This is a genomic window from Metabacillus bambusae, from assembly GCF_017497975.1.
Lineage (GTDB): Bacteria > Bacillota > Bacilli > Bacillales > Bacillaceae > Metabacillus > Metabacillus bambusae.
In genome coordinates, this window is the sequence record NZ_JAGDEL010000003.1 from 372,526 (window position 1) to 399,241 (window position 26,716).

The following is a 26,716-nucleotide window of genomic DNA, read 5'->3' on the forward strand; positions in this document are numbered from 1 at the left end:
GGGCTGGAGCTAGATGCCTAGCACTTATCCTAAGTACTAGAATTTTATAATTTCCTAGACAAAAATAAAAGCCCTCCTTGTGATGGAGGACTTATTTTTACATATTAAAGGTAATGTCTTGAAAAGTTATCTCTGCTGCATAGAAATACTGCATGCTATAAAGCACAAAAGATTTTTAAGTAGACTCCATATCAATACATTTACACAGTAACAAAATCCAAGGTGATTTTTGAATGTTTGACGAATTAATTTATCCCTACGGTTCATTTTGCAAAATCTGTTAATATTGTAGTATCCTCTGTTTCATTCTTAAATGCTTCTTTTTTAATTTTTCCATCCATAAAGTGAGATTCGTTAAATTCCAATTCCTCAACCTCGATTTTCCTTCCAGTAATTTTAAGGAAGATCTTTGTCAAAGGGTGATAATTTATTATTTTTAAATCGTTCATAAGCTCCTTACAGGATTGGTAGCGCTCATCTGGGTTTTGTTTTGTACATTTTAATATGATTTTTTCTAGCCCTCTAGATAGGTTAGGATTAATTTTCCTTATCGGGACCATTTCATATGGCTGATTATTTGGACTTAAAGCTGTTACTAAGTAATAAAGGGTAACCCCGAGACTATAGATATCCGTTCTCTCATCTGTCTGGGCATTACCGAGATATTGTTCTGGTGCAGCATAACCCCTTGTACCAAGCATAACTGTATCATTCACATTACCAGGTTTATATTCTCGCGCTATACCGAAATCCATGAGCGTAATACGCCCATCTGTTTTAATCGCGATATTTGCTGGTTTCACATCTCTAAAAATGATTGCGGGCTTTCTCGAATGCAAATAACTCAACACATTGCATAACTCATTTGCCCATTTTATAACAATTTTCTCAGACAGCGCTCCCCGTTCAGCTATAATACTATCTAGTGACCTGCCTTCAATATAATCCATGACAATATAAAATGCGTCATCCTTAGTAATTAGGTCAACAACCCTTGGTATTGAATGGTGATTAAATTGTTTCATAAGATTTACTTCCACAGTAGCCATATCCTTTAATAGGAAATGATTGTTGTGTAGCTTAATTTCCTTTATTGCCCAACTTGTACTTAATCGACTATCAGATGCTAGATAAACGGTACCCATACCACCTCGACCGAGAATCTTTACTATTTTATATCTTTTATCGAGAATCTCGCCAATTCCAATTCTATCGGAATCTTTATCATTATCATGGTCTACTTTCCTTTTTTGTTCATTTTTCTCGTTTGTATCTTGCTTGGATTTATTTTCATAAATAATTTCTTTAACTCTTTTTCTGGCAAGCTCTTTAAGTGCGTAATTATTACATTCATCAAGAAATTTCAAATAGGCATCTAGTGTGTCTTCTTCAAGCGTCTTCTGCCAAAACTCTTCATCAGATGCTGTTCTACAAGAATCATCTATTTGAGCCATAACTTTTGTAACCACATTATTGTTAAAATTATTCTCATAGGCGATGAAACCCTGAATATCCTTAAAATTTTGATAGATAAGTTTACCAAGCGCCTCTTCCACATTTATCGTGTCAAAAAGCATCGCGTTTTCATGAAGCTGTTCAAGATTATATTCCTCAAGAACGATGGGGATGATTTTTAACTTTTTCTTATTACGTAAGTCCATCGCAATAAGCATTTCCTGTAATGGATCTTCTCTAGATAAATATCGCTTCGTAATAAAGGCTATAAAATAGGACGATTCCCTAATTTTCCTCTGAATTGTATTCTGGTAATCATCATTTATTTTTATACCTTCATCGTACCAAACCCTATAACCCGATTCATTCATACAACGGATAAAATACATTACCTTCTCCCTATCTGCATGAGAGTAACTAATAAAGATAAACGGTTCATCCCCCTCATAAGCAGGGATTGCTGTTTGTAGATCCTCTTCCATAAATATATATTCCCCCACAAAAACCTATTTACTTTTAAACTATTTATTATATTACTTAATACATGTAGTTAAAATCGAAAAAGTTTTACACAAAATATAGGTTGTTAAATGTAAACTTTAATCAGGCTACCTTTACGTTATTACTCCGTATCTAACAATGGGATTTTAACTTCAGCGCCTAACATGGTAAGTATTTTCGCAAGTGTTTCAAGCCCTGATTTAGGATTAATTTTAGTTTCAAGATAATAGGTCTCACCTGTTAAAGTAGATTCATAGATATGCTTTTGAGTGAAGTCCCTTTTATCTTTATGAATGGGTTCTAGGGCGATGGCATAGCGTTTTCCTGAATTAGTTGAGCCAAGTACAATGCCCTCTTTTACAAGCTGATGCAGTGGTAAATGACGAGATTCAATCCATTTTAAGCCCTCTTTCCAAAGGGAAGGTACACTTTCACCACGGATGACAGTCTTCTCTTCCCCTAGCTTTACATGAACAAAAAGAGATTCCCATTTTTTATATCCGTTACGAGTATCGTTGTTCAAAGCCGCTTTTTCCTCTGCAGCTGTTTTTTCTGTCACTTTCTGTTTTAGCTGTTCAAACAGCTTTTCCATTGTTCCAATCCCAACATTTTCATACTTAGCGAGAACGACAAGCTCCTTTGGCAACTGCCCCACCGTTTCAATTTGGTCTTCATTTAATTGTCTTAAAAGACTTGGACTACCATTAAATTCTTGTGCAGTAAGGGGCACTTTGGATAGTTCCTCAGTAACGACAATGTGGTTGGCTTTATAAAAGAAGAACAGCTCACCTGGTCGTTCCAATGTTAGCTTCCTTCTAGTTTTTTCCTCTTCTATATAGGTGTTTAATTCTTCGAAAAAGATTTCATCATTTTTATCGCTAAATCGTTTTACATGCTTATGAAGCCCCTCAAGGTTATTCGGTAACTCACTCATGATTCGCGCCTGCTGCTCTGCTCCTAATCTTATAAGATATATTTCCGATTTATCAAAGCGTTGTGGCAATAGAAAGGCATCACGGAGAAAATATGGGACTTCAAGTTTTCGTCCTTTATAGATAAGAGTCCGAATGGTAGTGAACCCTGGAACGTCCTGTCCTTCGCTTACATATTCAGCAGTTGCCGCAATCTCCTTATCTGCTGAATCTACTTGCTTTAAAACTGGATTACGAAGAAGCTCCTCAAGTGATTTTAGTCTCAATTCAAGCTCTGTCATATCAAAGCTTTGCTCCACACGTGGTAATGGATCTTGATAATCAGGAACGGTAATATCGATGGGTCCGTACACCTCAACATACCATTTAACGATACTGTACAAGGCTTCCCAAGACAACAATGCTTCCGAAAAACGGAACGCCCGCGCATTATGTGCAGCTTGATTTCCTATTTGTCGTACAAAATGAAGCGAATCTCGTATTTCTGGAATCAAATAACCCTTTTCATCCAGCATATCGAGACGATCTTTTAAGTTTGTCCGCGGATCGTCAGGTAACTGTTCCGCTCGGATTACCTGCTGCAAAATGTTTTCAACAAAAACTCTAGCATGAGTTAGCATCGTCCTTGGACTAGTAAAAATACTATTTTCGAGCTCCTTGGCAACCAGTGCTAGTTCTTTAGAAATTGGTTCTAAAAATTGATAAAAGTATGTATGTTTATCCATAATGATTCCCCCGGTCTTAATATAGACTTATTTTACCATAATAAAAAATTGGTTCGTGAAATTACTGTTTTTTGATTTATCATTGCTGCTTTGGGTTAATTGTTTACCATCAATTCCCTTAACAATTTGAAGGTAAAACAAGTATAATCTAATCTTGAAGGAGAGTGATAAGATTGAGTTACATCTTAATTACATTATTAGCTTTCATTCTTATTTATTTGTTTAAAAAGGCATACAAAAATACACATGATGTCGTAATAAATAAAATAAAAATAGATCCAGATCATTCAGAACGATTTGTACCGACATTAAAAATCCTCCAACTTTCTGATCTACACCTTGAAAATATATCAATTTCTCCTGAACAGCTTTATGAAAAGTTAAGGAAGGAACGAATTGACCTAATTGCTTTAACTGGTGATTTTCTCGATCGTAAACGAACGATTCCAAAGCTTATTCCTTATCTAGAAGTATTAAATAAGTTAAATGCAAAATATGGTATTTATGCAATCCTAGGTAACCATGATTATCTGTTACGTAAGAATATTTCAACATTAATTGATACCCTTGAAAAATATAATTGTAAGGTTTTGAAGAACACAAACGAAATGATTACTGTTCATGGGAAGCTTCTAAATATTATTGGAATTGATGACTTTAGTACAAAACGAAGTGATTTATCAGCTTCATACAAAGGAATTAAACCAGGGATTAATTTAGTATTAACACATGATCCTAATATAGTTCTTCATATGAAAGATTATTATTTTGACTATTTGTTATCAGGACATTTCCATGGTGGTCAGATTTGTTACCCAAAAGCTTATCATCTTGTGAAAATGGGTAAGTTAGCTAGAATGAATATTATTAAGGGACTTCATTATCAGGATGGAAAACCTTTTTATATCAATGAAGGATTAGGACAAACGTCTGTTAATATCCGTGTAGGTAGTCGTCCAGAAATTACGATTCATGAATTACCACTAAAGGCTAATATAAAAGAAAAAACAAATGTAATCTAATGAAAAAGGAGCTGATCAAAGCTCCTTTTTTATCTATACATATAATTTCACAGTCCAACTGTAATTACCATTAATAAACATGAGAGTAGATTCTAATGTGATGCAAACTATTAGTAAAATTATTAAAGGAGCGTCAGTATCATGGAACTATCCCCTTCGTTATACCAATGGTTAGTTAGGCCAAAATGGAGTACAAATAAATATATCCACCGACATGTAAAAGAACATTTTGAGCTTGATAATAAAGTGCTACTTGATTTCGGGGCTGGTACGGGAGCCAATTGTACCTTGTGTAAACCTAGTCACTATTTTGGAATAGATCCTGATGAAAAAAGAGTTCACTATGCCAAAAGAGTATACCCCGAATATTCCTTTGATGTCTTTACAGGTGATCGAATCCCTTTAGAAGATCATTCGGTTGATGTTATTTTAATCATAGCAGTTCTACATCATATCCCTTGTGAACAAATCAATATATACATGAAAGAATTTCAAAGAATTCTCACACCAAATTCAGGGGCAATTATTGTGATGGAGCCTTGCTTTACAGATCATAAATCGATTAGTAATTGGTATATGGCGACACATGATAAAGGAAAGTACATAAGAAATGAAGGGAGCTATTTGAATTTTTTTAATAAACACGGATTTCACTCAAAAGTATTAAATAAGTATAGAAAGTGCTACTTTTATAATGAAATTTTTTTTCATGCTTCTTATACTTAACAATATTAGAAAACTTATGATTGATTTTGTTTTTATTATCTGCAAAATTACTGTATAGAAATTTTTAAAAATATTTACCAATGTAAACAAAAAATAAACCCCTTCTTTGAGGAGAGGTTTATTTTTCACTTAAATTATTTCGATCCTCCATACTAGGAGGATGTTCTAGCCAGGGAAGAAGAGAAATATCCTTCCATATGTGATTTGGAAGGAACTAATACCGTGAATTGCGCCATAACAATTCTAAATACCTTAAACTCATAAGAACTCACTATTAAGGTCAATACATATAATATTGAAAACAAATGAGAGGAGAATGTTATGTTTGTTACACTGTTGTTACCAACTGTTGTGCCATATGGATGTCCAGGGACATTTTTTGATCTGCGTGCAGGATATATAAGAAAAACAGAATTCTTTAGATGGATAGCATCAGTTGATGAAAGAAGTAAACCTTATCACCATGTTCAATTACAAAAAAGTGAAGATATTGAGAAACTTCATGGTACTTTTGTAGAAGGAGAACAACAATCTCAAACTAGTTTTGTACCAAGCAATCCGACACAGTATAAATAAAACCACTATCTATTTTGAGCTACCGAAACGGTGGCTCTTTTAGCGAAGTACGAATTAACGAAATCAACTATAGTCCAGTTCCAGTCGGTATTTTCAGCATAAACTAAAGTAAACCTTTTTACCCTTAAGAAATACACTGTTAAAAACTGAAAGGAAACCAAATGAATAACGAAAATGATAATCACATTATTGATACTGTCATTTCATTACTTGATATTATTGTTATAATTCAGATCGAGGACGATCCTATTATCGGAATAGTATTAGTTGCTTTATTGAAAACAGTAACAAAAGATCGATTAATAAGGATTTTATTAATTTTATTAGTAATTATCTTAGGTGAAGTTTCAGAAATAGAAAACTGACTTTGCCTTTTTATTTTTAGACAAAGTTATTCACCTTAATGTCGCATTTTGTGTCGATTTCTCATTTTTTACAAAAAATGTAATTAGTATGTTGCTTATTTGGACATAATACCTTTAGGCACAAGGAACAAGCATCTAAAATTTTACTCCGTTAAGTCTAACTATCCTTGTGTCGCTTTATTCTTCAAATATGAATTACTATACTAACTTCCTTGTTCAACTCCCTCAGTTAGATACGTTTATCTCTCGAATGCTCACTTATTCTGCGGATTTCAAACCACTTGTGAGAACAATAATGGATGAATGAGACATAGGAAGTGAGGAGAAATTCTACCTGTATTAGCAATACAAAAAAGTAATACTACTTTTATAATTGTCATCTATAGTCACATAAATAGGGCTAGGCAGAGTATGTTCTGCCTAACCTTATTCATTTTACATTCTTATTTAGAGTCTTTACCATTCCACAGCTCTATTAACTTTTGAGCATCAGAGGTCAAATTTGTTTTTAATTGTTCGTCCACCTTATTTTTATTTAGGTGTTTTATAAAATCTTCCATCTGTTTTGCAGCTTGATCATATTTTCCTATATCTAATTTATGCTGTACCTGATTTAGCTTGTTGGCTAACACAGAAAGCTTTAGACTAGTCAATTCAAGGTTTACTGAATGCTTCATTGAATTGACACTTGGTGTATAATCGACTTTTTCTGCATCTAACTCTCCAGCAAGTACAGTTTCTCTAATATCCTCACCTAGATAGAAACTGATATGTGGTGGTTGGTTGTACGTCGTATTTTGCCAAGCAATCGCCATTCTATATACTGGGTCGTGCATAAGAGTATATAGTCTGTACTCTGTAGGAATTGTTGTGCTGAAAATTCTTAGTTCTGAATTATCTTCAGTACGGTAAATAACCTCTTCACGCCAGTCCCCAAGAATATCTGCTTGTAAGGTTGGATTTGCTTTTGTTCCATTATTACTTACAACACCTTCAAAGCTTTCCATCACACTAACTTTGCCTGTTGATTCGTCATACTTAGAAATCGTGGTACCATCTAATAATTCATGTAATAGATCTCCATCCCAGTAAGTAACAAAGTTAACTGGAAGACCAATATTTCTAAAGTCATTAGCTTCAACACCACCTTGGACATTGTAGACACCGCCTCCTGTTTCGACAGTACCACCGCCAGTTCCCCAGAATTCATATCCAGGTGTAGATGTAATGTTTGCTGCTACTCCACGACCTGCATCCTTGTATGCATAGAATGCTTGTAAAGTTTCACCTGTTGCACCATCGTGATATTCTAAAGATGCAACCTCTGATGACTCACGCACACCAAAGACATGTAAACCTTCACGAGTAGGATCAAATGCACCTACATGAAGAGCATCACCATGAGATCCTTGAACACGCCCCATCTCTCCATCCATTGCATAAAGGATTGTTCCGTCATGATCAAGTGTTAATGAACCCGCCACGATTTCATCAAATCCATCATTATCTAGGTCACCAATCGCAAGGTTATGGTTCCCTAAGCTTGCACCTCTACCAGCTTCGTCCGAATCAAATGTCCATTCCTCGATAAGTTGACCATCTTCTAAACTATATGCAGCAAAGCCAGTTCTTTCATAATATCCTCTACCATAAATTGCACTTGGTTTAACTCCATCTAAGTAAGCTAATCCAGAAAGGAATCGGTCTGAACGGTTATAGAAGTTATCTCCCCATGATGCACCCATATCTCCTTCTTCTTTTTCAACTGGAAATGCAAAATCAATCGTATCAATAACTTCGCCTGTTTCACCATTAAAAACAGATATTAATTCTGGTCCATCAACTACATGACCACCATCATTAACCCAATCAGCAGTTGGGTCACCGATTACACTAATAACTTTATTGCTATCAAATTTACCATCTGTTGCACCGTATGAAGTTGTTCCATCCGCTGTTTTTATAAGGAATTCAGATTTACCATTTCCATCCATATCACCTACCACAAATTGGTGATACTGAGGACCAGATGTTAAGTTAGGTCCCATATTTATACGCCATAATAGGGTTCCATCTAATTTATACGCATCAAAAATCGTCGGACCTGTGATCACATCTTCAAGAGCATACATAGAGTTAGATGGACTCCATGTGATGATTACTTCGTACTCTCCATCACCGTCCAAATCACCTACACTAGCATCATTTGAGTTATATGTGTAGTCACCTGTAGCAGTTGTCCCATCTGCTGGTTTTTGAAGTGGAATAGATAGATAATCTTTTTGTGCTACTTCTCTATCGTTTTTCTCCGTAGACTTTCCATTAACAAGTGTCTCTACCGTATAATTATCTTCAGTTGTACCTTCTGAATCAACATAATTTGTCACAACCAATGGTTGATCATTTAATTTCTCGCCATTACGATAAACATTGAATGTAACATCTTTATCATATTCATCTGCAAGCAAACGCCAGCTAATGAAAATACCGTCCTCAGATTTAAGAGCGATGACTCCTCTGTTAAGCCATTCTACCTGTTGTGGGTTATCAACTGGAGTATGACGATTATATACATACATCGTGACATCTCTGTTAAATCCATTGTTTACTTCATTTGTTTCTCCAATCGTTCCCTTAAATTCGTAGACACCAGCTTCATTAGGGTTCCATTCCTTCCCCTCTGAAGCCCACTCGCTAACAGGTACTTCTGCTTTACTATTATCAGCAAGAGTTACTGTTACTTTTTCAGGTAAACCAATTGAATCGATGTCCTTGGTTGCCTCACCTATATACAACCGGTGATATGGAAGCTTGTCCACTCGAATAAGTGTATTGTCATCAACAGGCACATTATAGACTCCAAGATTATCTAGATAGGTAGTCCATGTCAAATTGTTACCAGATGTACGTACACCTACTAGCTTAAATGCATCTATAGAGCCGTCGAAAGCAACACCATCTAATGAAGTTGTATATTCTTCCGTTATACCCTCTTGATCTGAAAGACTTAACACAACCACGTTGTTAAGAAGATCAAAATTAACCTTTACATGATACCAAGTTTCCGTATCAGTAAACTCAGTTTGAGTAGGAGCTTGACTACCTGCGTAAAAGCTTAGCGGAGCATTATTTGTATTATTAATTGTAAAGATAGTGTGGCCTGAGTTGTCATAGAATCTAACATCACCACCATTTTCCTGAACATGTGTACCCTTATCATTTACTTCACCAGGATACCAATCAAATTCAAAAAGAATCTGTGCCCCCTTTACTGCTGTATCAAATTCTTTTGTTGCCACACGTCCTCCAGATTGATCAATGGTGTCGAATTGTAGCTTTGGAGTCAAATTCCCTCCAACATCTTCAGAATTGGTTGAAAGTGTTGCTGCGAATGTAGTGAATCCCCAAAGGTCATTAAATTCAGAGGAATAAACAGATTCATAGCCTTCTTCATTATTTACTACTTCACCAAATGCGGGTGAAATACCTGAGATTAATAGGATTAATGCCAAAATAATAGAAAATGATTTTTTTGATTTACTTATACCCACTATATATTCACACTCCCTCTGTTGTGATACCAAGGAATGATGTATTTCGTGATGCAGTTCTCCTTGGGGAAATTTGTCGTTTCCCACTTTTCACCGTTTAAAAGTTTTCCTACATCTTACCTTCTAACATTGCGAGTCACATCCGCTACATCAAACATTAATTAACTCACGTGTAAATCCCAACGCCAGGTCCCTATGTTGTAAAACCACTCCCTCCACTAAACTACATAATTTATAAAGGCTTCATTCAATAATGCTGCTTCCGAACAAACTTCTTCCTTCGATGGGACAAAAACTACTCGATTGTCATCACATCTAATTGGAAGCGATTACATTTCAAAATAGAAAGAACAGTTAGTTTACCTCACCTAACATCTGTTCACTCACCTCATAAGGTTACTTCATCCTAATTTGAACATATATTTTTTGTTCGGTTGAATGATCAGCCATTTCATACTAGATACTAGCATCTTAAAAAGGAGTATGTCTATTGCACTTTTTTGAACGAGACTTTAGTACCAATTCAAAAGATGAAAAAGTCCTGCACTACAGAATATTTAGAAACTTTAGCACATTATTGCCGCATTTCTACATTTTTGTGATATGTATGAACAATGTGTGTACTCCCTCCTTACATTTTTTATTAATTCATTGTGTCACTTTTTCCTTCAATTTTTTTACGAAGTGTGCAATAAATTTTTTATAACTTGTCTACTTTCGCCCAATAAGAAGTATCCAAAATTACACTATAAACATTTGCAGTATAACTGGCGCTCCTTTTATTGGTACGTCCACTGTTTTTAACTTTATTACTCCTCTCCCCACTTCATAGCTTTCTTTAGGTTGCAATACTCCGTTTATAAAAAGGTTCATGTATGATAGCTTTTTAGGGTCAAGGATTATTTGTTTTCCAATTTCTTTTACTCCGTCGTTTTCTTTATAAATTCTGCTACATCCATTTGATATTGCATAAAATTCGAAAACCTTTACTTTTTTAGGCGAACGGTTATGCACAATTATTGAGGGTAATGTAGGGATATTTATTAATGGCCTTGGCGTCAATAAGTTTGTTTCTTTATTTTTCAATTACCATTCACCTCGTTAATTAATTGCATATCCTTACATTTTATAAATTTGATTTTAAAATTGTGCTTAAATAATTTGATTTATATTCTTTTGGTCTAATCAACAGGTTGTTATTTTACATAATCTAAATAAGGCGTTCAGTAAAAGGTGGTGAAATTTAATTGGCACTTCAAATTATGAAACTTGCTATTACTGCTAGTTCTACTGTCGACACAGTTCCAACTGTTGAAAGATTCTTTAATGAAGCAGCTTCAACAGTTACAGGTCCAGGAACTTTAACAATTGCTGTTGAAGACTTCTTTACTGATACTGGAGCAACCGCAACTACATTACCAGCCTTAGCAACTAATAATAGCTATTTTGACGTTTATATTAATGGTGTACTACAGATGGAAGATGTATCGGCTTATACAGCTGGTGGTACAGGAGTCGGGCAGCTAGTAATTACAGTTCCTGCTGGCTCAACAATAGAACAAAATTCTCCAGTGGTTCTAGTTGTTACTAACTTCGCACCAACATCAAATACTACAATAGTCACTTAATAACGGGTGCCTCTGAATCTGGATTCAGGGGTTTTTATATATTTTTTTGTCGCTTTTTGATTCTAATATAACAAAGTGCATTACTCTTTTTTGAAGCAATGCACACTATAGTTGAATAAAAAATTGAACCTCAATTGATTCTACCAAACTTTTTATGTAGCGCTTTTTACACTTATCCCAAAAAGGAATAATTTCTGCATCCCAATTAATTAATACTGGTAAAAGCCAACCAGTCATAGTTAGGTTAAAGTTTCAAGAAGTATCCTTATTAGGTAGGACAACGAGACTAAAAGGCATTAAGACGAGCAGACAGCATGAGTTTTTATCAGATTTGGAACGAAACTATTTTTATGTGACTGAATTTTCAGTCACCGTAGCGGATATTCGTCAGCAATTTACTTTATTGCCACAAGAAGAGTCGAAACTAGCGGGATTAACATTACGTGAAAACTCGTCTGGTCAACACAAGGGGCAAAAACATATCTCTAAAAGGACGAAAGAAACTCAGATACATTCTTTTCATAGTAAGGGTACCACTGATTCGTCATAACGAAGCGTTTTAACAGCTTAAAAGACCATTTACTGTGTAATCAACTTCGATAGGACTCATCTCGAAGGGCTCGACGGCGTTCGTGCAGGACCAGAAGGATAATCATCCCCATTATCACACCTAAGACTATGCCGGCCTCGGTGGTCAACAACCATGCCAATGGGTACTCTGGGGAGGGTGGCGCATCGAGTCGAACGGAAGATAAAGCTGAATATAGGTTGTTGGAGAACAGCATTCCCGATGAAATCCATGCCGCTGCCATTGGGGGCAGAAACCACCTCGACCCACGTCGGGATGCTATCACTAGTATGCCCCATGCACCAGCAAAGGACCACACGCCTGTACTCAATGATAGCAGATGCCACCATACATCGCGTTCATCCATTGTTTCCGAGTCGATGCCGAAAGTACCGCCTACCGCCCAATACACCTTGATGACACCGAGCAGGATGCAGCCGACAGCGACGATTCTAGCCAAGATGATCTGCAGTTGTCGAGTGTTGCCCGGCAACTCTTTGTACTCGGTTGTGCCACTCAGCGCCTCTGGCCAACGTGCCTTTGCATACCCCGCCAATGCAATCGGCAGGAAGATGCCTATCCCGAAAAGCGAGATCATGACGAAAATTTGTTCGTATACCCAGAAATCGGCGGCACCTGCCTCTTGATCCCGGATCATAGCTGCAGGGCCTAGAATCGGTGCTAACAAGAGCATTGGAATGAGCAACCCGGTACCAACCCAAACGGGCAGAGCAACCATCCACGCGGGTAGCCGCTCTCCCCACGGTCTGCAGAACGCCATTGCAAGAAGGATACCAATCACAGCGAGAACCGCGGTAACTGCGTTTATCATGCGCCAACTGGTGTCACCCATTTGCTCGGTTGGAAGGAAGAGACCGAAAGTCCATACGATTTTGATCAGCAGATAAGGCGTTACTGCTATGGCGGCTCCATAACCGCAGATTCTACGCAACTTCATCAATCTTGAGGCCTGCCTCTCTGTCTTAACTGTCACGTCCTCACCTCCGCCACAAGTTCTAACTCACTTTGTTTCATTCTCGGATTGTTCATCACAAATTCTCCTTAAAAGTGTATTTTAACGTTTATAAATATATCATTATTGTAATAGTTTATTAAACACTTTTTTGTAAATTTTAACCAAATCTTAAACAATGGGTCACTTTAATAAAAACATTAAGGTAATTATTTTGGAGTTCAATACCTGTGCGATTTCAAAAGCTGTAAAACCCAATCCCAGATAAATCTCGAGATTTTAATCCGAATAATAGCAGACTCATCTTAATCCAGATAATTTATAAATTGGACTTTATTTCTGATCCACAAAACACCTTAATGAGTTGGCTGAAGCCTTTGAAGAAAAAAAGTCAATTTTATTTCTATATAGGATAGTATTGCCACATCAACAGCTATGGGACGCTTTTTCTTCAGAACAATGATGAGAGGTCGGAACGGTGGAAGACCTTAAATGGATCTTTAGTTGGAGGAACGTGCTTTAAAACTACATTCTTCTAATCAATATAGCATCAAAGAAACTTACGGATATGACGAGTGTGAGAAAATCTGTTCCTCTCCAATATTCCTGATCTGGATAAGCCTTGTCATTTCGGGAAATCGAGGGTAATATCCATTCACCATGAAATTCATTTTCATTATAAAGCTACTGTCAACTAAGAGAGTTTCTTCTTTATCCTTAACAATTAATCTACTTTTATATATACCTCAAACTCCATGTTACTTATCCGAGAAATTCATTGTATGCCTCTGAAACATTTTATATCGCTGAGGCTCCATCAAAATTTGTGATCTTGATTTATTCATTTGTGTTCCATTACTACCAAACTATCATGCAGAAAACAAAATGAAAACTCCCATCAATTTTGGATGGAAGTTTTCTCGTTCTTATTTAAACTTTGCTTCAAAAATCGATTCTTTTAATGGTCTACGGTTTGATGGTTGCTCACGAGTTAGAAAGTTTTCTGGCAGTGCTTCTTTCTCTCCTTGGTATCCGATCGCTATAACTATTTGAACATCATAGTTGTCTGGGATATTTAATACTTCTCGTGCTTTTTCTCTTTGGAATCCGCCCATTGCATGAGTAATTAACCCTTCTTTTGTAGCTTGTAAAGATAGGTATCCCCATGCCGTACCAGCATCAAATGTATGTACAGGGTTTTCTTTATTTGAGATAAGAACAGCTAATACTGGAGCTTTTTCACACCATAGACGATTCCCCTCATTAATAAAGGTATGAAATAGTTCTCTATCTTCTTTGTTTCGGGCGATGATGAACCGCGATGGTTGGAAATTATTCGCGGAAGGAGCCCAACGCGCAGCTTCAAATATACGCATTAGTACCTCTTCTGGCACCTCTTTTTCTTGGAAAGAACGAGGAGACCACCGATCCAAATAAACTTGATCAATGTCATGATCAGCTTGACGAAATTGTTTTATTTGTATTTCACTCATGAGTATCCACCTTTATACAAATTTTAACTTTCATTAGCAGTTTAAGTATTTTTATCGTCTAAATCAAATAAAACGAACTCTGTCACATTATCTAGTGCTTTATCGTTTGTTTCCTTCCTGTAGTTCCTGCACAATGTTCAGCTCGGTCATCCACTACCTGGGATCTGCCCCTAGGACACTACTAATGGACATGCCTGCTTTCACAAACATGTCCTTGATACCTTTTATTCTAAATCTAAAACAATAACATTCACTGAATTCGCGGCTAAAGTAACGATTGCACAATTGTCATCCAGCTTGATTTCCGATTCGGAAGGAACAACTTGCTCAGCATTCTTTTTATTAACATTCGGTGTATGGACAAGTGATTCATTCCCAGTCACTGTGATCATTCTACCTGTTGTATCCACACCCAGATCCTTTAAGGAGATTTTGGTTGTTTTATCAAATGGATCTGCATTGACTAGCTTTACATAGATGTGTTGATCGTCTTTGGTTACCGAGTTGAAAATGTCTCGGTTATAAGCTTCTAACTTGTAATCCAAAACCTTGCTTGTAGACGTACCGTCAGTGTAAGAGCAGATGAGACGATCCCCTGTACCTCCGCCATAATTCACTGAAATAGTGTATGGGGTATGATCTGCCAGCTCTTCATAGCAGCTTGCTCTTAAGTTACCTGCTGCTGTACTTGATGAATAGTCTCCTAACATGTATCCTTGAATGCCCTGCTTGTAAACTTTTACACCTGTGGCATTTCCGTTATATGCTACAGCGTATTCAAGAACATCCTTTTTCTCCGGTGAAATATCCTTCAAGCCCACGCCTACATAAAAACCGTCTGCGCCAGATGGTTTTGTCGCTTGCACCTCAACCTTATAGTTGGTCCAGCTCTCGTTTATGATATATAGTCCGTTTAATCCTCCGTTTTGCGCCTGTAAAATCAGACCTTTTTCCGGATCAATTGTGTATCCAGCCGAACCTGGAATGATCCCCCATTCAGGACTCAGTTCTTTTGTGAAGTCCTGGTCAAGTAGCACATTACCACTTATATTATCGATTACTTTCACATTCTTCACCTGAATTTCGGCATTGCCAGCAGCAATTTCAATTCCCCCACGTGGAGAGAGTTCTGTCAGATTTCCATTTCGGTAAGTCGAGAACGAAGTACTCAACAATTTTGTGCCAAGGTATTTCGCAAATAGATGCTGAACGTAGTAATTTGGTGTATACCAAACCGTTTCATCGTCAAACCAGATTAAATCCGGTGTCCATCGATAAGTTCCGTCCGTCAATACTTTGTTAAATAATGGCGCATATGCTGCTAATCTGACGACATCAGAATTTTTTTCAAAACCGGTCATCACAGCTGCTTCCGCAATGGCACCGGCTAATGTATTTTTATCAGAGGAGGCAAATTCGCCAACGAAAACCTTCGAGATTTCCGTTTCATTTATGCTTCCGTCCGGCTGATACGCTCTGTAATAATAGTTGTATCTATCAGCATTGTTTAACAAATACTCGTTTGAGCGGTAATAATGCTCGTCGGCTATGGTATCCATGTAATTCGGTTGTTTTTCATACCAAGTGACCGTTTCTTCCATACTTGTCTTGCCATCAGTAAAGTTTACAGTTGCTGTTCCTGTCATATTACCGCTTAGGAACTTCCAGCCTTCCTGGTATGCGTCATCGTCTGCTTGCGCACCGACAGTTGAAATGATGTGTAATTCATAACCTGGATATTGTTTGTCCATGTATTCATCAATAGCTGCTTTAAAGTATTCGAAGTTCGCAAAAAACTCTGTGCCCCAGTTTTCATTACCGACGCCTAAATAGTGTAGGTCGAACGGTGCTTCATGACCCATCTTCTTGCGTAAAGCTGCCCACTCATTATGTTTAAAATCTGTGCTAATTGCAAAATCGATTAAGTCTGTAAAGCTCTTAACAAAATGATCTCTCAGTTCTCCACCTGCCGGATGGACATAATTCGAACGAGCCTGGCAGAGTACACCGCAAGCCATGACAGGAAGAGGTATAGCATTCAGGTCTTCGGCTAATTGGAAATATTCCATGTAGCCTAACCCCATGGTCATCATGTAACCCCAAACATTAAAGTTTTCTTTACGTAGCTCGATATCGCCCACAGAGTCTTTCCATTCATATACATTCTCCCAAATATAGGAGCCTTCTGAAATACATCCACCAGGGAAACGCAGGAATGTAGGGTGCAGGTCAACCAGTGCATTCACCAAATCTTTTCGCAAACGATAGTTCGGATTCCCTTTATAATTTGAATGAGCGGTTATTGATCTCTCTTCCTTACCGGCACCCCAGACATCTTGAGGCATCAAAGAAACCATGTCTATAGAAATTTCGCCATTAAAGGTTAAAGCAAACTGACCTAGTAAGGTTTTTGAACCGGTCAACACAATCTTAGGATCAACCCCGTACTTTTGCCAAGTGTTACCACCTTCAACCTGAATCGTTACTGTGTCGCTAATTGGCTCCTCTCCGTCTTGATCTAGGAGCTGCAATGTGATGCTTCCTGCGGATTCCGCTTTGGCCCATACCGTAAACACATATTGATCACCTTGTTTAATATACATGGCACAATGATGATTGGAATCGGTAAAACCTTTATTTCGAATCGTACTGCCGTCCGGTGCAGTAATATAATGAGAATTGACGTCTTTATCTGAAATTCCAAAAAACTCGTTCAATCCTCCCGTATTCTTTACAGATACTTCATCAACATCTCCAAACCAGGCATGCAGTGGTTGATGGTTTCTACCTGAAGAGCAGCCGCACTCTCCGGAAGCGAGTGAATAGGTATCGAAGACGAAAGATTCGAAGGAACGGTTTTGTACGAGTTCCGCATAAATACCTCCATCCGCTGCGTTGTTGATGTCTTCATAAAATAGGCCATATAACGTCTTACTGATATCTAATACTTCTTGGCTTCCTTCAATCGTTAATAGATGGGATGGGATCCCATTCGGAAGAACCGACACTGTAAATTCTTTTTCGATTGTTTCATTCCCCTTGCTTAAGAAGGCAGTTAAGGTTACGCCTTTTGGTGTGTAGATTTCCCCTACTACTCCATCATTCGATAACGCTTCCAAATCACTGGATTTCCAGGCAACCGTCACCTTTCCGCCCATGAGAGAAGAAGGCAAGGAAAGATCCTTCGATACAATGGTTATGGGAAACGTTAAATATTTGTCTTTGGCAAGTTGAACGATCTCCGCATCTGTAAGAGATTCGCACATCACCTCGATGACTTCGTCTTGTGTTAAACCTGCTTTGTAAACACGGAAGTCGGATAGGGAACCGTTAAAATCCTCATCCAATTCATGTTGTGATTTTCCTATGTAATTATTACTATAATTTGACTGATCCGAGAACGTTCCAAACCAATTACGTAGTTTCGCATAGGTCCCACTTGAAGTCTGGCTTATCAAACCATCTGCCACAACTTCACCATTCACATAAACGACAGGACCCGCGCTACTTAACGTACCACCTTTTGTTCCTCTAACCGACATGGTGACATGGATCCATTCTCCCGAAGAGTAAGTTCTTCCGGCATCGGCAACGAGGTCATCTCCTGCAAAACAAGTGCCGCGCATATTTCTTGTCAAGAATAGATATGGACCTGTTGAACCTTTACCAAAATCGAAAATTCTTTCCCATACATTCAAACCCTTTTTCAAGTACACCCACGTACTAACAGTAATACCGGTATGATCGTTGATATCCTTGAGTAAACCAGAAGGAAGCTTCATATAAGAAGTGCCGTTTTTTCCTCCTGCAAGTGAAACAGCTGTTCTGCCGCCTACTGTTTCTACTATAGGTTGTGTTTTCCCCTCTGTTGTTGCATCCTTGCCACTACCAGAACTGTCTTTTCCGACATTGTCGGGATTATCAAAATAATAATGAGCAATAATGCGGTCTTTAAATGAAATGTTTTCGTTATTTCGTTTCATGAAAGTTCTCCTTTGCCAAAACAATAATGTACGTACTACTTTTCACCATCGCTAATCAACTTATATGGATAACGCAGTAAATATATTCAAAACATATACTTACAACTATTATAATAGCTAACTAGTTTAATTTCCATCAGATTTCATAGATTTTCGGACATTGACCGAAAGCCCTGCTTCATCAAAGTTCATGCCGCTTAACAAGAGTGAGATTCCTCATCATCCCATTAACATTTTTTGAATAATAAAAGTGGAATCAACAACAACATTATGTACGTACATGTACATATACAAGAAAGAAATATCTACAATTCTTACAGTTTTCGGCTTTTAAATACTAGCAATAAATGCGAAATCAAACCTTAACCTTAAACATAAAAAAAATCCCACTTCTATTTGAAAGTGAGATTTTTTATGTATAATTCCTCTTCTTTTCTGTGAATTCCCTTATTGAACGAATTCCTCTCCTTGGTAAATCCGAAATGCGGGAACAATTGTGTCCGAAACAATTTCTTTTCCTTTTTCACGAATGAAGTCCAATTTATAATAGGAATCAAACCTTTGGCTGATTTCCGTTTTCACTAATTCTGGCGGAGTGACGACAATGAATTGAAACTTCAGTTTTTCGGCAACTGCGAATATCGGGTCAAGGACATGTGCCGATGCAGCTTGTCCGAACGGATTATCACAGACTAATGGAACCCAGCTTTGATCTGTTTCACTTTTTACCGATAATAACATCATCATCATCACCATTCGAGCTGATAGCTTTTGTCCTCCACTCCCATCAGATTTTGTCTTAGAGCCTTGATTAATTGTCTGCCAGGTTGAATAATGCTCTCGTTGCGGTTTCCCGTACATGAATGCATTATCTGTACGCATATTATAAACAAGTAACTCAGGATATCGGTTTCGAAGTGAGACAAATAGAATTTGCTCATCACTTATGAGTTGGTTTATTTCTTGGTCAAGGGCTCGATTATGATCATCAATTAAATCAAATTGTTTGGTTATTTTGTTAATGGCCGTAACAAAATGTTGCTTCAGTAGTGGCTCTATATCCTCAGCCTTTTTAGGTAAAATATCCTCTTTTAGCTGGACGAGTGGAAAGGATCCACGCTCATTTTTCACCTTCATTTTCGCAATCATTGAACGAATCGCTTCTGAAATGCTCATCACCTTCATACTTGCACGGCTAGCCCAGAAGTTTTGCGCCTTTTCTGCCCTTTCTTTGTCGCGTTCTAATTGTTCTAAACCACTTTGCGAAAAACGTTTCATATTTTTAACAACACTTTGGATATGCGTATAATGCCTTGTATCCATATGATCTAGTGTTGTTAATACTTCATTTTTAAAACGAATCTCCCAATCTTTCCCTTCAATTGTGAGCTTTACATTACGCAGAGATTGCTCAATTTTCGCGTGTTTCTCTTGTCCCTCTACCTGAATAGCTTGATGTTCTTCACACCAGGATAGGATACAGGCTTTACCTTGGCTCTTAATTTTTTCTATATCCTGCTCAGTAAATGCCGATGCTTCCTCCTTTAGGATTACAGACAAGGTTAACAAATCTCCCTCATATCCAGTAATATTCGTTTCAGTTTCTTTTAGGCGTTTCTCAGAATTCTTTATTTCCTCTTTCGTTATTTTCGTTACGTCTTTAATTTCTACGGCCTTTACTTCTAAGTCAAGGGACTCCCATTCATCGGGCTGTTTTTCATGCTTGGCAACTTTCTTTCCTAACTTTTCACGCTGTTCAGTCGCATGCTGGAAGGACGTTTCAGCTACCGTTACAGCCGTTCCTTGTTCTCGTTCTTCTTTTTCTGCTGTCTTTGCTTCCTTATGTGCGGTTTGTAGCATATTTTCTAAAATACTTATTGGTTCAACTGGTTCTTGTGCTTGATTCCAGTCCTTATTATGAATAGTGAGTTTTTTCTCTAATTTCTTTTGCTGTTTTTGTTCGGCTTCTTTTTTTGCCTGGATAACGAGTAATTCCTTAGACTGTTCTTCTTTTGATTTTTGGAGCTGTTTTAGCTCATCAATGCTTCCATTTATCTCTTCTATTACATGTAAGGATAAACGCGGAACCTCTTCATATTGATCTGCTTTTTCAACAGTAGGAAAAGTCGCTTCTTCAATAAAGAAGGCAATTTCTTTTATATTTTGTTCGATTGTAAGCTTCCATTCTACATACGTTTGACTCCACTTGGTTTGCATGTCAACGATATTTTGGTGCTCTATGGTTATTTCCTGCTGCTCAATGCTTAAGGCTTCCTTTTGTTTCTCTTTCTCCAGTTTCACCCGTTTATTTTCTTGATGAAGAGTTTTATTTCGCTCAAAATCTTCTAAAGTTTCTACATCCTTTGAAAGCTTTTCAATCTTTTGCTTCGTAATCTCTAACTGATTTTTTAGCTGAAGCTGTAATTCTTTTTCTTTTTCCTCTTGTATGATCATTTCCTGTAATTTTGTTTTCTTAGAAAGAAGGACGTTCTGTTCCTGATTGAAAGCTTTTTCGATATCACTAGAAAGCTCGCTTAATAAAAATCGATCGAGTTCTTTTAAAATACGACGTAATGAGGTTTCTGTTTTTTCAATTTCAATCAAAGTATCTTTCTTTTCTTCTATTTGTTTAGCAATCTGTATTTTCCAGTTGGTAAATTGATTTTTAGCAGTTAATAGGTCTTTCTCTGTTCCGTGAATAATCACAAAGGATGGTTGCTGATTTTCCTTGTTCATATCCTCACGCAAGAAAATCGGAACAGGACTTTTAAACATTCTCCCAGAAAGAATCTGTTGATTAATTTTTTGCCATTGATGCTGGCTTACAACTAACCCATATGGAAGGAGCGGATAGGTCATAAGGTAATCGGCCATTTCCTCTGTACTTAATGATTGGAGAAATTGGCTTCCGTAAAACACATCAATACCAGTCTTTTCATCGATCAATTCCTTTAATTCTTTCACATCTTTATTTGGAACCCAGAAATGTTCATCATTTAAAGAGAGGTCGAGTTGTGTTTCCCACAGGTCTTTTTTAACTTGTTCACCTTGTTGCAGGTTTTGCCCCAATATTTCTTCTATCTGTAGTGAGTACTTCGATAAAAGGGAGTGAGTAAATGGCACAGTGACATCATCTAATAAACCATGAAGCTTATCTACTAGTTTTGCTTCTCTTCGCTTTTGCTCATCATTTGCTGTCTTTAGTTCTTCACACTTTTCCTCTGAAAACTGAATCGATTGGCCGAGTGTACCACGTGAATTCGCCAGTTGATTTAGGTGTTCGCTAGATTGTTTATCTTTTACTTGCAGTTCTTCTAACTGGGCCTTTTTATCTTCAATTTGTTTAGAAAGACTCTCAATAAATCCTTTTAAGTCATAGGTTAGGCGGTCACCAAACTCTTTGATGAGCGCCGCTTCCTCAGATTCAAAGCCATGCATTTGTGTATATAAAAAGTCAATTTCTGTACTAAGCTGAGCGATGTCTTTTGTCTTTTGTTTATCCTGGCGGGACAGCTCAGTTCCTTTTTTCTTTATGAACTTTTGATACCCGGAGTACTGCTTAACAGCTTCTTGTATAGATTGAAAGGCATGCTCCCACTGAGTTACTGCTTCCAATTTAATTTCATCCATTCTTTGATTCACTTGCTCTAAGCCACTATTTTGTTCTAGCTTCTCAATCTGCTGTGAAAGAGAACGGATGGTTTGTTCGTTTTCACTCCACTCTTTCAATAATAGCAAAAAAGCAAGTTCATCTTTTCGTTCCAGTTTTTCTTGAACGACTTCTTCTAAAGAAGTATGTTTCTTCTTTTCCTCTATTAATTTCTTTTTCCAATTCAATACCTCTCTGTGGGCTTTTGCATACTCTAAATTGTCTTTTTGATATCGTAAATCCGCTTGCTTTAAGGTTAATTTGTCAATATCTTTTTCTAAACTGAGGAGCGATTCTGCTTCCGATTGCTTTAAATGCTCTAAAGCACCAAGAAATTGTCTTCCTACCTTAATACTTTCTTCAACAATTTCTTTATGTTCTATTCCTTTTGCTAAGTGCTCTTCAAATGGAACTATGTCTTCTAAAAACTCTTTATGTGCTTGCTCTCTTTTTAATAGTACTGGCAGGTCCTTCGCAATACTTGCCTGGCTCTTAAAAATCTCCACTAAATCATTCTTTTGATGTTCGGTTCGATGCAAGACTTGACTTACAGTAGGAATGATTCGTTTTTGGAACAGGGAATGGTCATCCTCTGCACCCTCAAAGTATTTTCCAACTCCGCCTTCATCTTTATTTATGTCCTTCATAATGTCCCAGTCTTTACGATTAATTCCGTATGTATCAAGGATTCGATAATGTTTCTTCGTATCTCGGTAAACATCATATCCATTCCATTTTAAATAGTCCTTTAAGCCTTCCGTATCAGCAACTTCATCATTTTCATAAAGTGGAATATGTTCAAGTGCTGCCTCTTCATTCCGTTCATATTCTCTAGTATAAAAGGAAATATTAGGGAGAATCTTTGCTTCCTGCTCCAGTGTTTTGCTTTCATTTCCATTCTCTTCACTCATTGAAATCCGCTGTTCGGCTGAGAACATCCCTCCAGTAATCAGATGCCTGCGGTCAGCGCCGTCCAATTCCCATTGGATAACAACATGGAAGGTATAGGGAATAAATTGCTCTTTATTATTAAAAAAGAACTGCTGGTAATAGCGATTGTTTTGTTTTCCCCACGAAGTTCCAGGTTTGAGGATTTGGAAGATCGTTTGAAGGAACACACCTTTCCCCCCACCATTCATCATCGCAATGAGACCATTGGTTGATGTTTCATCATTATGGAAATTAAACGTTGTATCTTTATATTGCTTTTGCATGCCATCATATTTCAGGCCAACAATTCTAATTCGATGGATTTTCGGCACGCTCATCCTCCTCTGTTGTTATCATTTTTTTAAACATTTCATAGCGGTCATAGTCGTGATATAGGTATTCAATTCGCTCAAACAGCTCATTCTTAGGAATCACCTTGGGAATATCGTCCCGATCAAGAATAACGATCAGTCCCTCCGTCTCTAATAATCGCATTGCCCCCGCAATTAAACCGATTCTAGTACGTCGATTGCCTTTTTTAACCCCATAGTCCTCTGTGTCAACCTCCATGAATTTCCATGTTGTCACAACATCCTTCATATCAATTCGTTCTTCTTCTCCATAGGTAGGTTTCGCTTTAAGAATGCTTTCCCAATTCAAAATGAGGTCGTTGATTTGCCGTTCTAATGCATAAAAACTAATCCCCTCCCGCTTTGTGCGGACTTTAGCAGCCTGATTACGGTCTATTGTTGCTAAAAAAGACATAATGACAACGCTAATAAGATGAAAGTGTTTTTTTGTTTCAATTTGCCGATGCTTTTCTTTCATGTGGGTAAAATTCGTAGCAAAGACGGAGCCGGTTGGCTGAACAACTAATTGAATGCGTTTAGGTGATTCAATGATATATGTACCTGATTCGTCTGCTAATAAAAGAACGGTCTGTCTCACTTCCGGATCAAAATACGTCTGGAAGTGTTCACTATTTTCGTCGATTACTTTATCCTTTAATAAGGAAAAATAGACAGCTGATGCATTTTTGATCGTTTCTGCATTCATCTTTTCTCCTCCTGTACACATATTTTAAAAGGAGTCATTTTCATTCGTTGCCATAGAAAAGGCTCCGCTCGATGATCAAACTCTGTAAAGATCTTCATCCCTTCAAAGACTTGAAATTGCGGATATTCCTTCATTAATTTATGAAGAAGAATTTCCCTCTCATCGCTTAATGTTTCTTCCTTCCGGTGTAGCACTTGAACCTTAAGTGGTTTTTTATCAAACATCATCCATAAATCAATCGTTTCATATTCCTCAAGCCATAAATCCTGCACTTCCAATGGCAGGTCCGCTAAATCAGCTAACGAAAACTCATTGTATGTTTGTAAATATTGAAAAACGTAACTCCATGCCTTAATAACTGATTCCCAATTCGTTACTCGCTGAGTAGTTAATTCTTCTTCTGCCTCTTCTTCCATCTCAAGATTCATTTGTTGTTTTTCATCGAATTCTTGCTCTCCCCAAATCCAATCAAGCGGTAAAATAAATTCATTCTTCGGTGAAAATAATGGAGAAAGGACTCTTTCTATTTCTGTAATACGATGAACTCCTTCCTTCATAAACCAATTTTCATAAAAATGCTCTCGAAATGAAACTAGGCTATTTTCCCAAAACAATGAAGGGTTTTCCGCTTTTAATTTCATCTCATATGAAATATTTTGAATGACTAGCTTAGCAAACCGATCATGCAATTGCCTTGTATGACCAATTTTTTCTTGGAGAAGCAACAATTCTTTCTGAATATAATCATCTTCTTCATTTCTTCGTTTCGTTTTTTCAATCATACTAGTGATTGTACGGAAGTGATTTTTTTCTTCATCAAATTGCTTTTCAATTTCAACACGATTGTCGGCCCTTTGCCATTCCTCTTCAATCAATAAGATTTTGGGATTATTGATCATTTCCTTTTGAAAGGTGAATTCATTTGCCATTAAGCGGTTTACTCGTGAAATGAGGTGATCGAGGTTTCGAATAGCTTTTCTAAAATTACCATTTTTAATCAACTGCATACTATAGAGTTGTTCAATCGTTATCGAGAATTCCTCAGCCATTTCCCTGCTCATAAAAATCATTTCCTGAGCAACATCTGTGAGTTTATAAACAATGGACCCACCCATTTCTAAATTCGTATATAATTCATCCATTGTGACATATCGGAAGACCTGAGTCTCCCAGGATTGGCTGATTTCATCGTAATATAAGGCTTCAAACGGTTTACTAAACTCTTCTTTTCCTTGATATAAAAGCCCACTAGTAATACGTTCAACTTGCTTGTCGTCTGCTAAAAGCTTCATTTGCTTAATGGAATCCTCTACCATATACCTAATATCGGATTTGTGTCTATGATCATCATCATTTAATTCTCTATAAAAGATTGTGAGGAGCACTTGCATGAGAATGGTTTGGATATGTGGTTTCAGTTCACCGACTTCCATTCCCCGCCCAAGCTCAAACAGTGGATTTAATCGTTGAATTCGCTGGGCAAATCCTTCCCATGATTCGTTCACATCCATCTCCTCCATGTTTCGATTGTTAAGACCTCTTGTGGAATCCGCTTATTTTCCTGCCACAATTGCAGTAATAGTGCTTGCTCATCTTCAGTAAACCATTGAAAGAATAAATCACGGTATTTGATGTTTTGTGTTTGACCGATTTTCTGATCATTCATTTGCTCCATACATTCAAGCATTTTGCGGTATATTTTTAAGGCAGGTTGAATAGAGCAATCCGGGTATTTTTCGATAAGTCGAATGAGGATACCATATCCTGCGGCATCTAGATCTCCTACATAATAGAAAAGATAGGATTTTGGCGGAAACATACTGAAGAAAAAGGAAAAGCTCTGTTCAATTTTTGTCCCTTCACCATAAATAATCAGATCAGGTTCATAATCTAGTTGATTTGCTTGCAATAGTTTAATAGAAGTATGGAAGAAAGATAGATTTTCAACGATCAGGACCCGCTGTATATCACTTACTTCTTTCCCTTGTTTCATCCAAAATACAAAAGGCTCCCCATAGTTCACCATTTTAAGTTTATCTTCTGATATCTTAATTCTAGCTAAAAATCCTTTTCCATCAGGAAAGTGATCACTATCTAGTAAGAACTTTTCATGCCCAAAGAGCTCTAGGCATCTTTCTTCGACAGACACGATTTCCCGTTCCTGATTTGACTGGAGAAACGTATATACATTTTGAATTCGAATCCATTCTTCTTTCGTTTGCCACCCAGGATGACGTTCATAATAGGAAAAATCAAACTGATCACTCAATTTCATCATCTCGAGACGATCCCATTTAGCTTCCTGAACTTTAATATTGACCCAATAATATAAGGCAAGTGCAGGAGTTCTTCCATTGTATTGATGATTTAGAATTGGGATCAGTTGTCCTTCAGCTTGCAATGTTTCAATTGCATGATAAAACAACGAATATCCGTCCATTTCATAATAATCATCCAAAAGCTTGCGCAACTGATGTTCTAAGTCGTTAATATTTATTTTCTTTTTTTGATTAGGGTGTTGAATATCTCCAATAAAACCTCTTACCCTTGTTTCAATAATATCGATTGTACCCACCTACTTAC

16 protein-coding genes and 2 pseudogenes are annotated in these 26,716 nt (G+C 37.2%); 7 read left to right on the forward strand and 11 right to left on the reverse strand.

Features of this window, described 5'->3' with window-relative positions; all coding sequences use genetic code 11:
• Positions 1 to 263: 263 nt before the first annotated feature.
• Complete coding sequence (locus I7822_RS06660) at positions 264 to 1,937, reverse strand: protein kinase domain-containing protein (RefSeq protein WP_207976238.1); 1,674 nt, start codon at positions 1,935 to 1,937, stop codon at positions 264 to 266.
• A gap of 140 nt (positions 1,938 to 2,077) precedes the next feature.
• Positions 2,078 to 3,613 carry a DUF4145 domain-containing protein gene (locus I7822_RS06665; RefSeq protein ID WP_243459301.1) on the reverse strand — a complete coding sequence of 512 codons (1,536 nt, stop codon included), beginning with the start codon at positions 3,611 to 3,613 and terminating at the stop codon, positions 2,078 to 2,080.
• 173 nt (positions 3,614 to 3,786) lie between these two features.
• On the opposite strand from I7822_RS06665, the gene I7822_RS06670 reads away from it, so the two are divergent.
• From I7822_RS06670 to I7822_RS06685, 4 genes are all read left to right on the forward strand, one after another.
• Positions 3,787 to 4,635: a metallophosphoesterase gene (locus tag I7822_RS06670; RefSeq protein WP_207976240.1), complete on the forward strand. Its 849-nt coding sequence runs from the start codon at positions 3,787 to 3,789 to the stop codon at positions 4,633 to 4,635.
• Between the two features lie 141 nt (positions 4,636 to 4,776).
• The gene (locus tag I7822_RS06675; protein WP_207976242.1) at positions 4,777 to 5,361 is read left to right on the forward strand and encodes a class I SAM-dependent methyltransferase; all 585 of its coding nucleotides are present in this window, start codon (positions 4,777 to 4,779) and stop codon (positions 5,359 to 5,361) included.
• A 321-nt stretch (positions 5,362 to 5,682) separates the two neighbouring features.
• The gene (locus I7822_RS06680) at positions 5,683 to 5,937 is read left to right on the forward strand and encodes a hypothetical protein (RefSeq protein WP_207976244.1); all 255 of its coding nucleotides are present in this window, start codon (positions 5,683 to 5,685) and stop codon (positions 5,935 to 5,937) included.
• Between the two features lie 161 nt (positions 5,938 to 6,098).
• Positions 6,099 to 6,302: a hypothetical protein gene (locus tag I7822_RS06685; protein WP_207976246.1), complete on the forward strand. Its 204-nt coding sequence runs from the start codon at positions 6,099 to 6,101 to the stop codon at positions 6,300 to 6,302.
• A gap of 443 nt (positions 6,303 to 6,745) precedes the next feature.
• Here I7822_RS06685 and I7822_RS06690 read toward each other — a convergent pair whose 3' ends face one another.
• Positions 6,746 to 9,853, reverse strand: coding sequence for a rhamnogalacturonan lyase family protein (locus tag I7822_RS06690; RefSeq protein WP_307847692.1), 3,108 nt, complete (start codon positions 9,851 to 9,853; stop codon positions 6,746 to 6,748).
• 741 nt (positions 9,854 to 10,594) lie between these two features.
• Positions 10,595 to 10,939, reverse strand: coding sequence for a DUF4183 domain-containing protein (locus I7822_RS06695; RefSeq protein ID WP_207976247.1), 345 nt, complete (start codon positions 10,937 to 10,939; stop codon positions 10,595 to 10,597).
• Positions 10,940 to 11,100: 161 nt separating this feature from the next.
• Here I7822_RS06695 and I7822_RS06700 point away from each other — a divergent pair, with 161 nt between their 5' ends.
• From I7822_RS06700 to I7822_RS29820, 3 genes and pseudogenes are all read left to right on the forward strand, one after another.
• Positions 11,101 to 11,481, forward strand: coding sequence for a DUF4183 domain-containing protein (locus I7822_RS06700; RefSeq protein WP_207976249.1), 381 nt, complete (start codon positions 11,101 to 11,103; stop codon positions 11,479 to 11,481).
• 244 nt (positions 11,482 to 11,725) lie between these two features.
• A pseudogene (locus tag I7822_RS30415) lies at positions 11,726 to 11,902 on the forward strand (heteromeric transposase endonuclease subunit TnsA); the annotation flags it as partial.
• A pseudogene (locus I7822_RS29820) lies at positions 11,888 to 12,041 on the forward strand (transposase); the annotation flags it as partial. The pseudogenes I7822_RS30415 and I7822_RS29820, both read left to right, overlap by 15 nt.
• 30 nt (positions 12,042 to 12,071) lie before the next feature.
• Here I7822_RS29820 and I7822_RS06705 read toward each other — a convergent pair.
• The 7 genes from I7822_RS06705 to I7822_RS30420 all read right to left on the reverse strand — a co-directional run bounded on the left by I7822_RS06705 (position 12,072) and on the right by I7822_RS30420 (position 26,708).
• Positions 12,072 to 13,007: a hypothetical protein gene (locus tag I7822_RS06705; RefSeq protein ID WP_243459328.1), complete on the reverse strand. Its 936-nt coding sequence runs from the start codon at positions 13,005 to 13,007 to the stop codon at positions 12,072 to 12,074.
• A 941-nt stretch (positions 13,008 to 13,948) separates the two neighbouring features.
• On the reverse strand, positions 13,949 to 14,515 hold the full coding sequence (locus I7822_RS06710; protein WP_207976252.1) for a nitroreductase family protein: 567 nt from the start codon (positions 14,513 to 14,515) through the stop codon (positions 13,949 to 13,951).
• A gap of 224 nt (positions 14,516 to 14,739) precedes the next feature.
• Entirely contained in the window at positions 14,740 to 18,498 is a 3,759-nt protein-coding gene (locus tag I7822_RS06715; RefSeq protein WP_207976254.1) for an alpha-L-arabinofuranosidase family protein, read from the reverse strand.
• A gap of 447 nt (positions 18,499 to 18,945) precedes the next feature.
• Positions 18,946 to 23,409, reverse strand: a complete 4,464-nt coding sequence (locus I7822_RS06720; protein WP_207976256.1) for a coiled-coil domain-containing protein — start codon at positions 23,407 to 23,409, stop codon at positions 18,946 to 18,948.
• Entirely contained in the window at positions 23,387 to 24,133 is a 747-nt protein-coding gene (locus I7822_RS06725; protein WP_207976258.1) for a DUF6063 family protein, read from the reverse strand. Before I7822_RS06725 ends, I7822_RS06720 begins: the two co-directional genes overlap by 23 nt.
• Complete coding sequence (locus I7822_RS06730; RefSeq protein ID WP_243459302.1) at positions 24,130 to 25,644, reverse strand: hypothetical protein; 1,515 nt, start codon at positions 25,642 to 25,644, stop codon at positions 24,130 to 24,132. The genes I7822_RS06725 and I7822_RS06730 overlap by 4 nt, the downstream gene beginning before the upstream one ends.
• On the reverse strand, positions 25,635 to 26,708 hold the full coding sequence (locus I7822_RS30420; protein ID WP_207976262.1) for a Wadjet anti-phage system protein JetD domain-containing protein: 1,074 nt from the start codon (positions 26,706 to 26,708) through the stop codon (positions 25,635 to 25,637). Before I7822_RS30420 ends, I7822_RS06730 begins: the two co-directional genes overlap by 10 nt.
• Positions 26,709 to 26,716 lie beyond the last annotated feature (8 nt).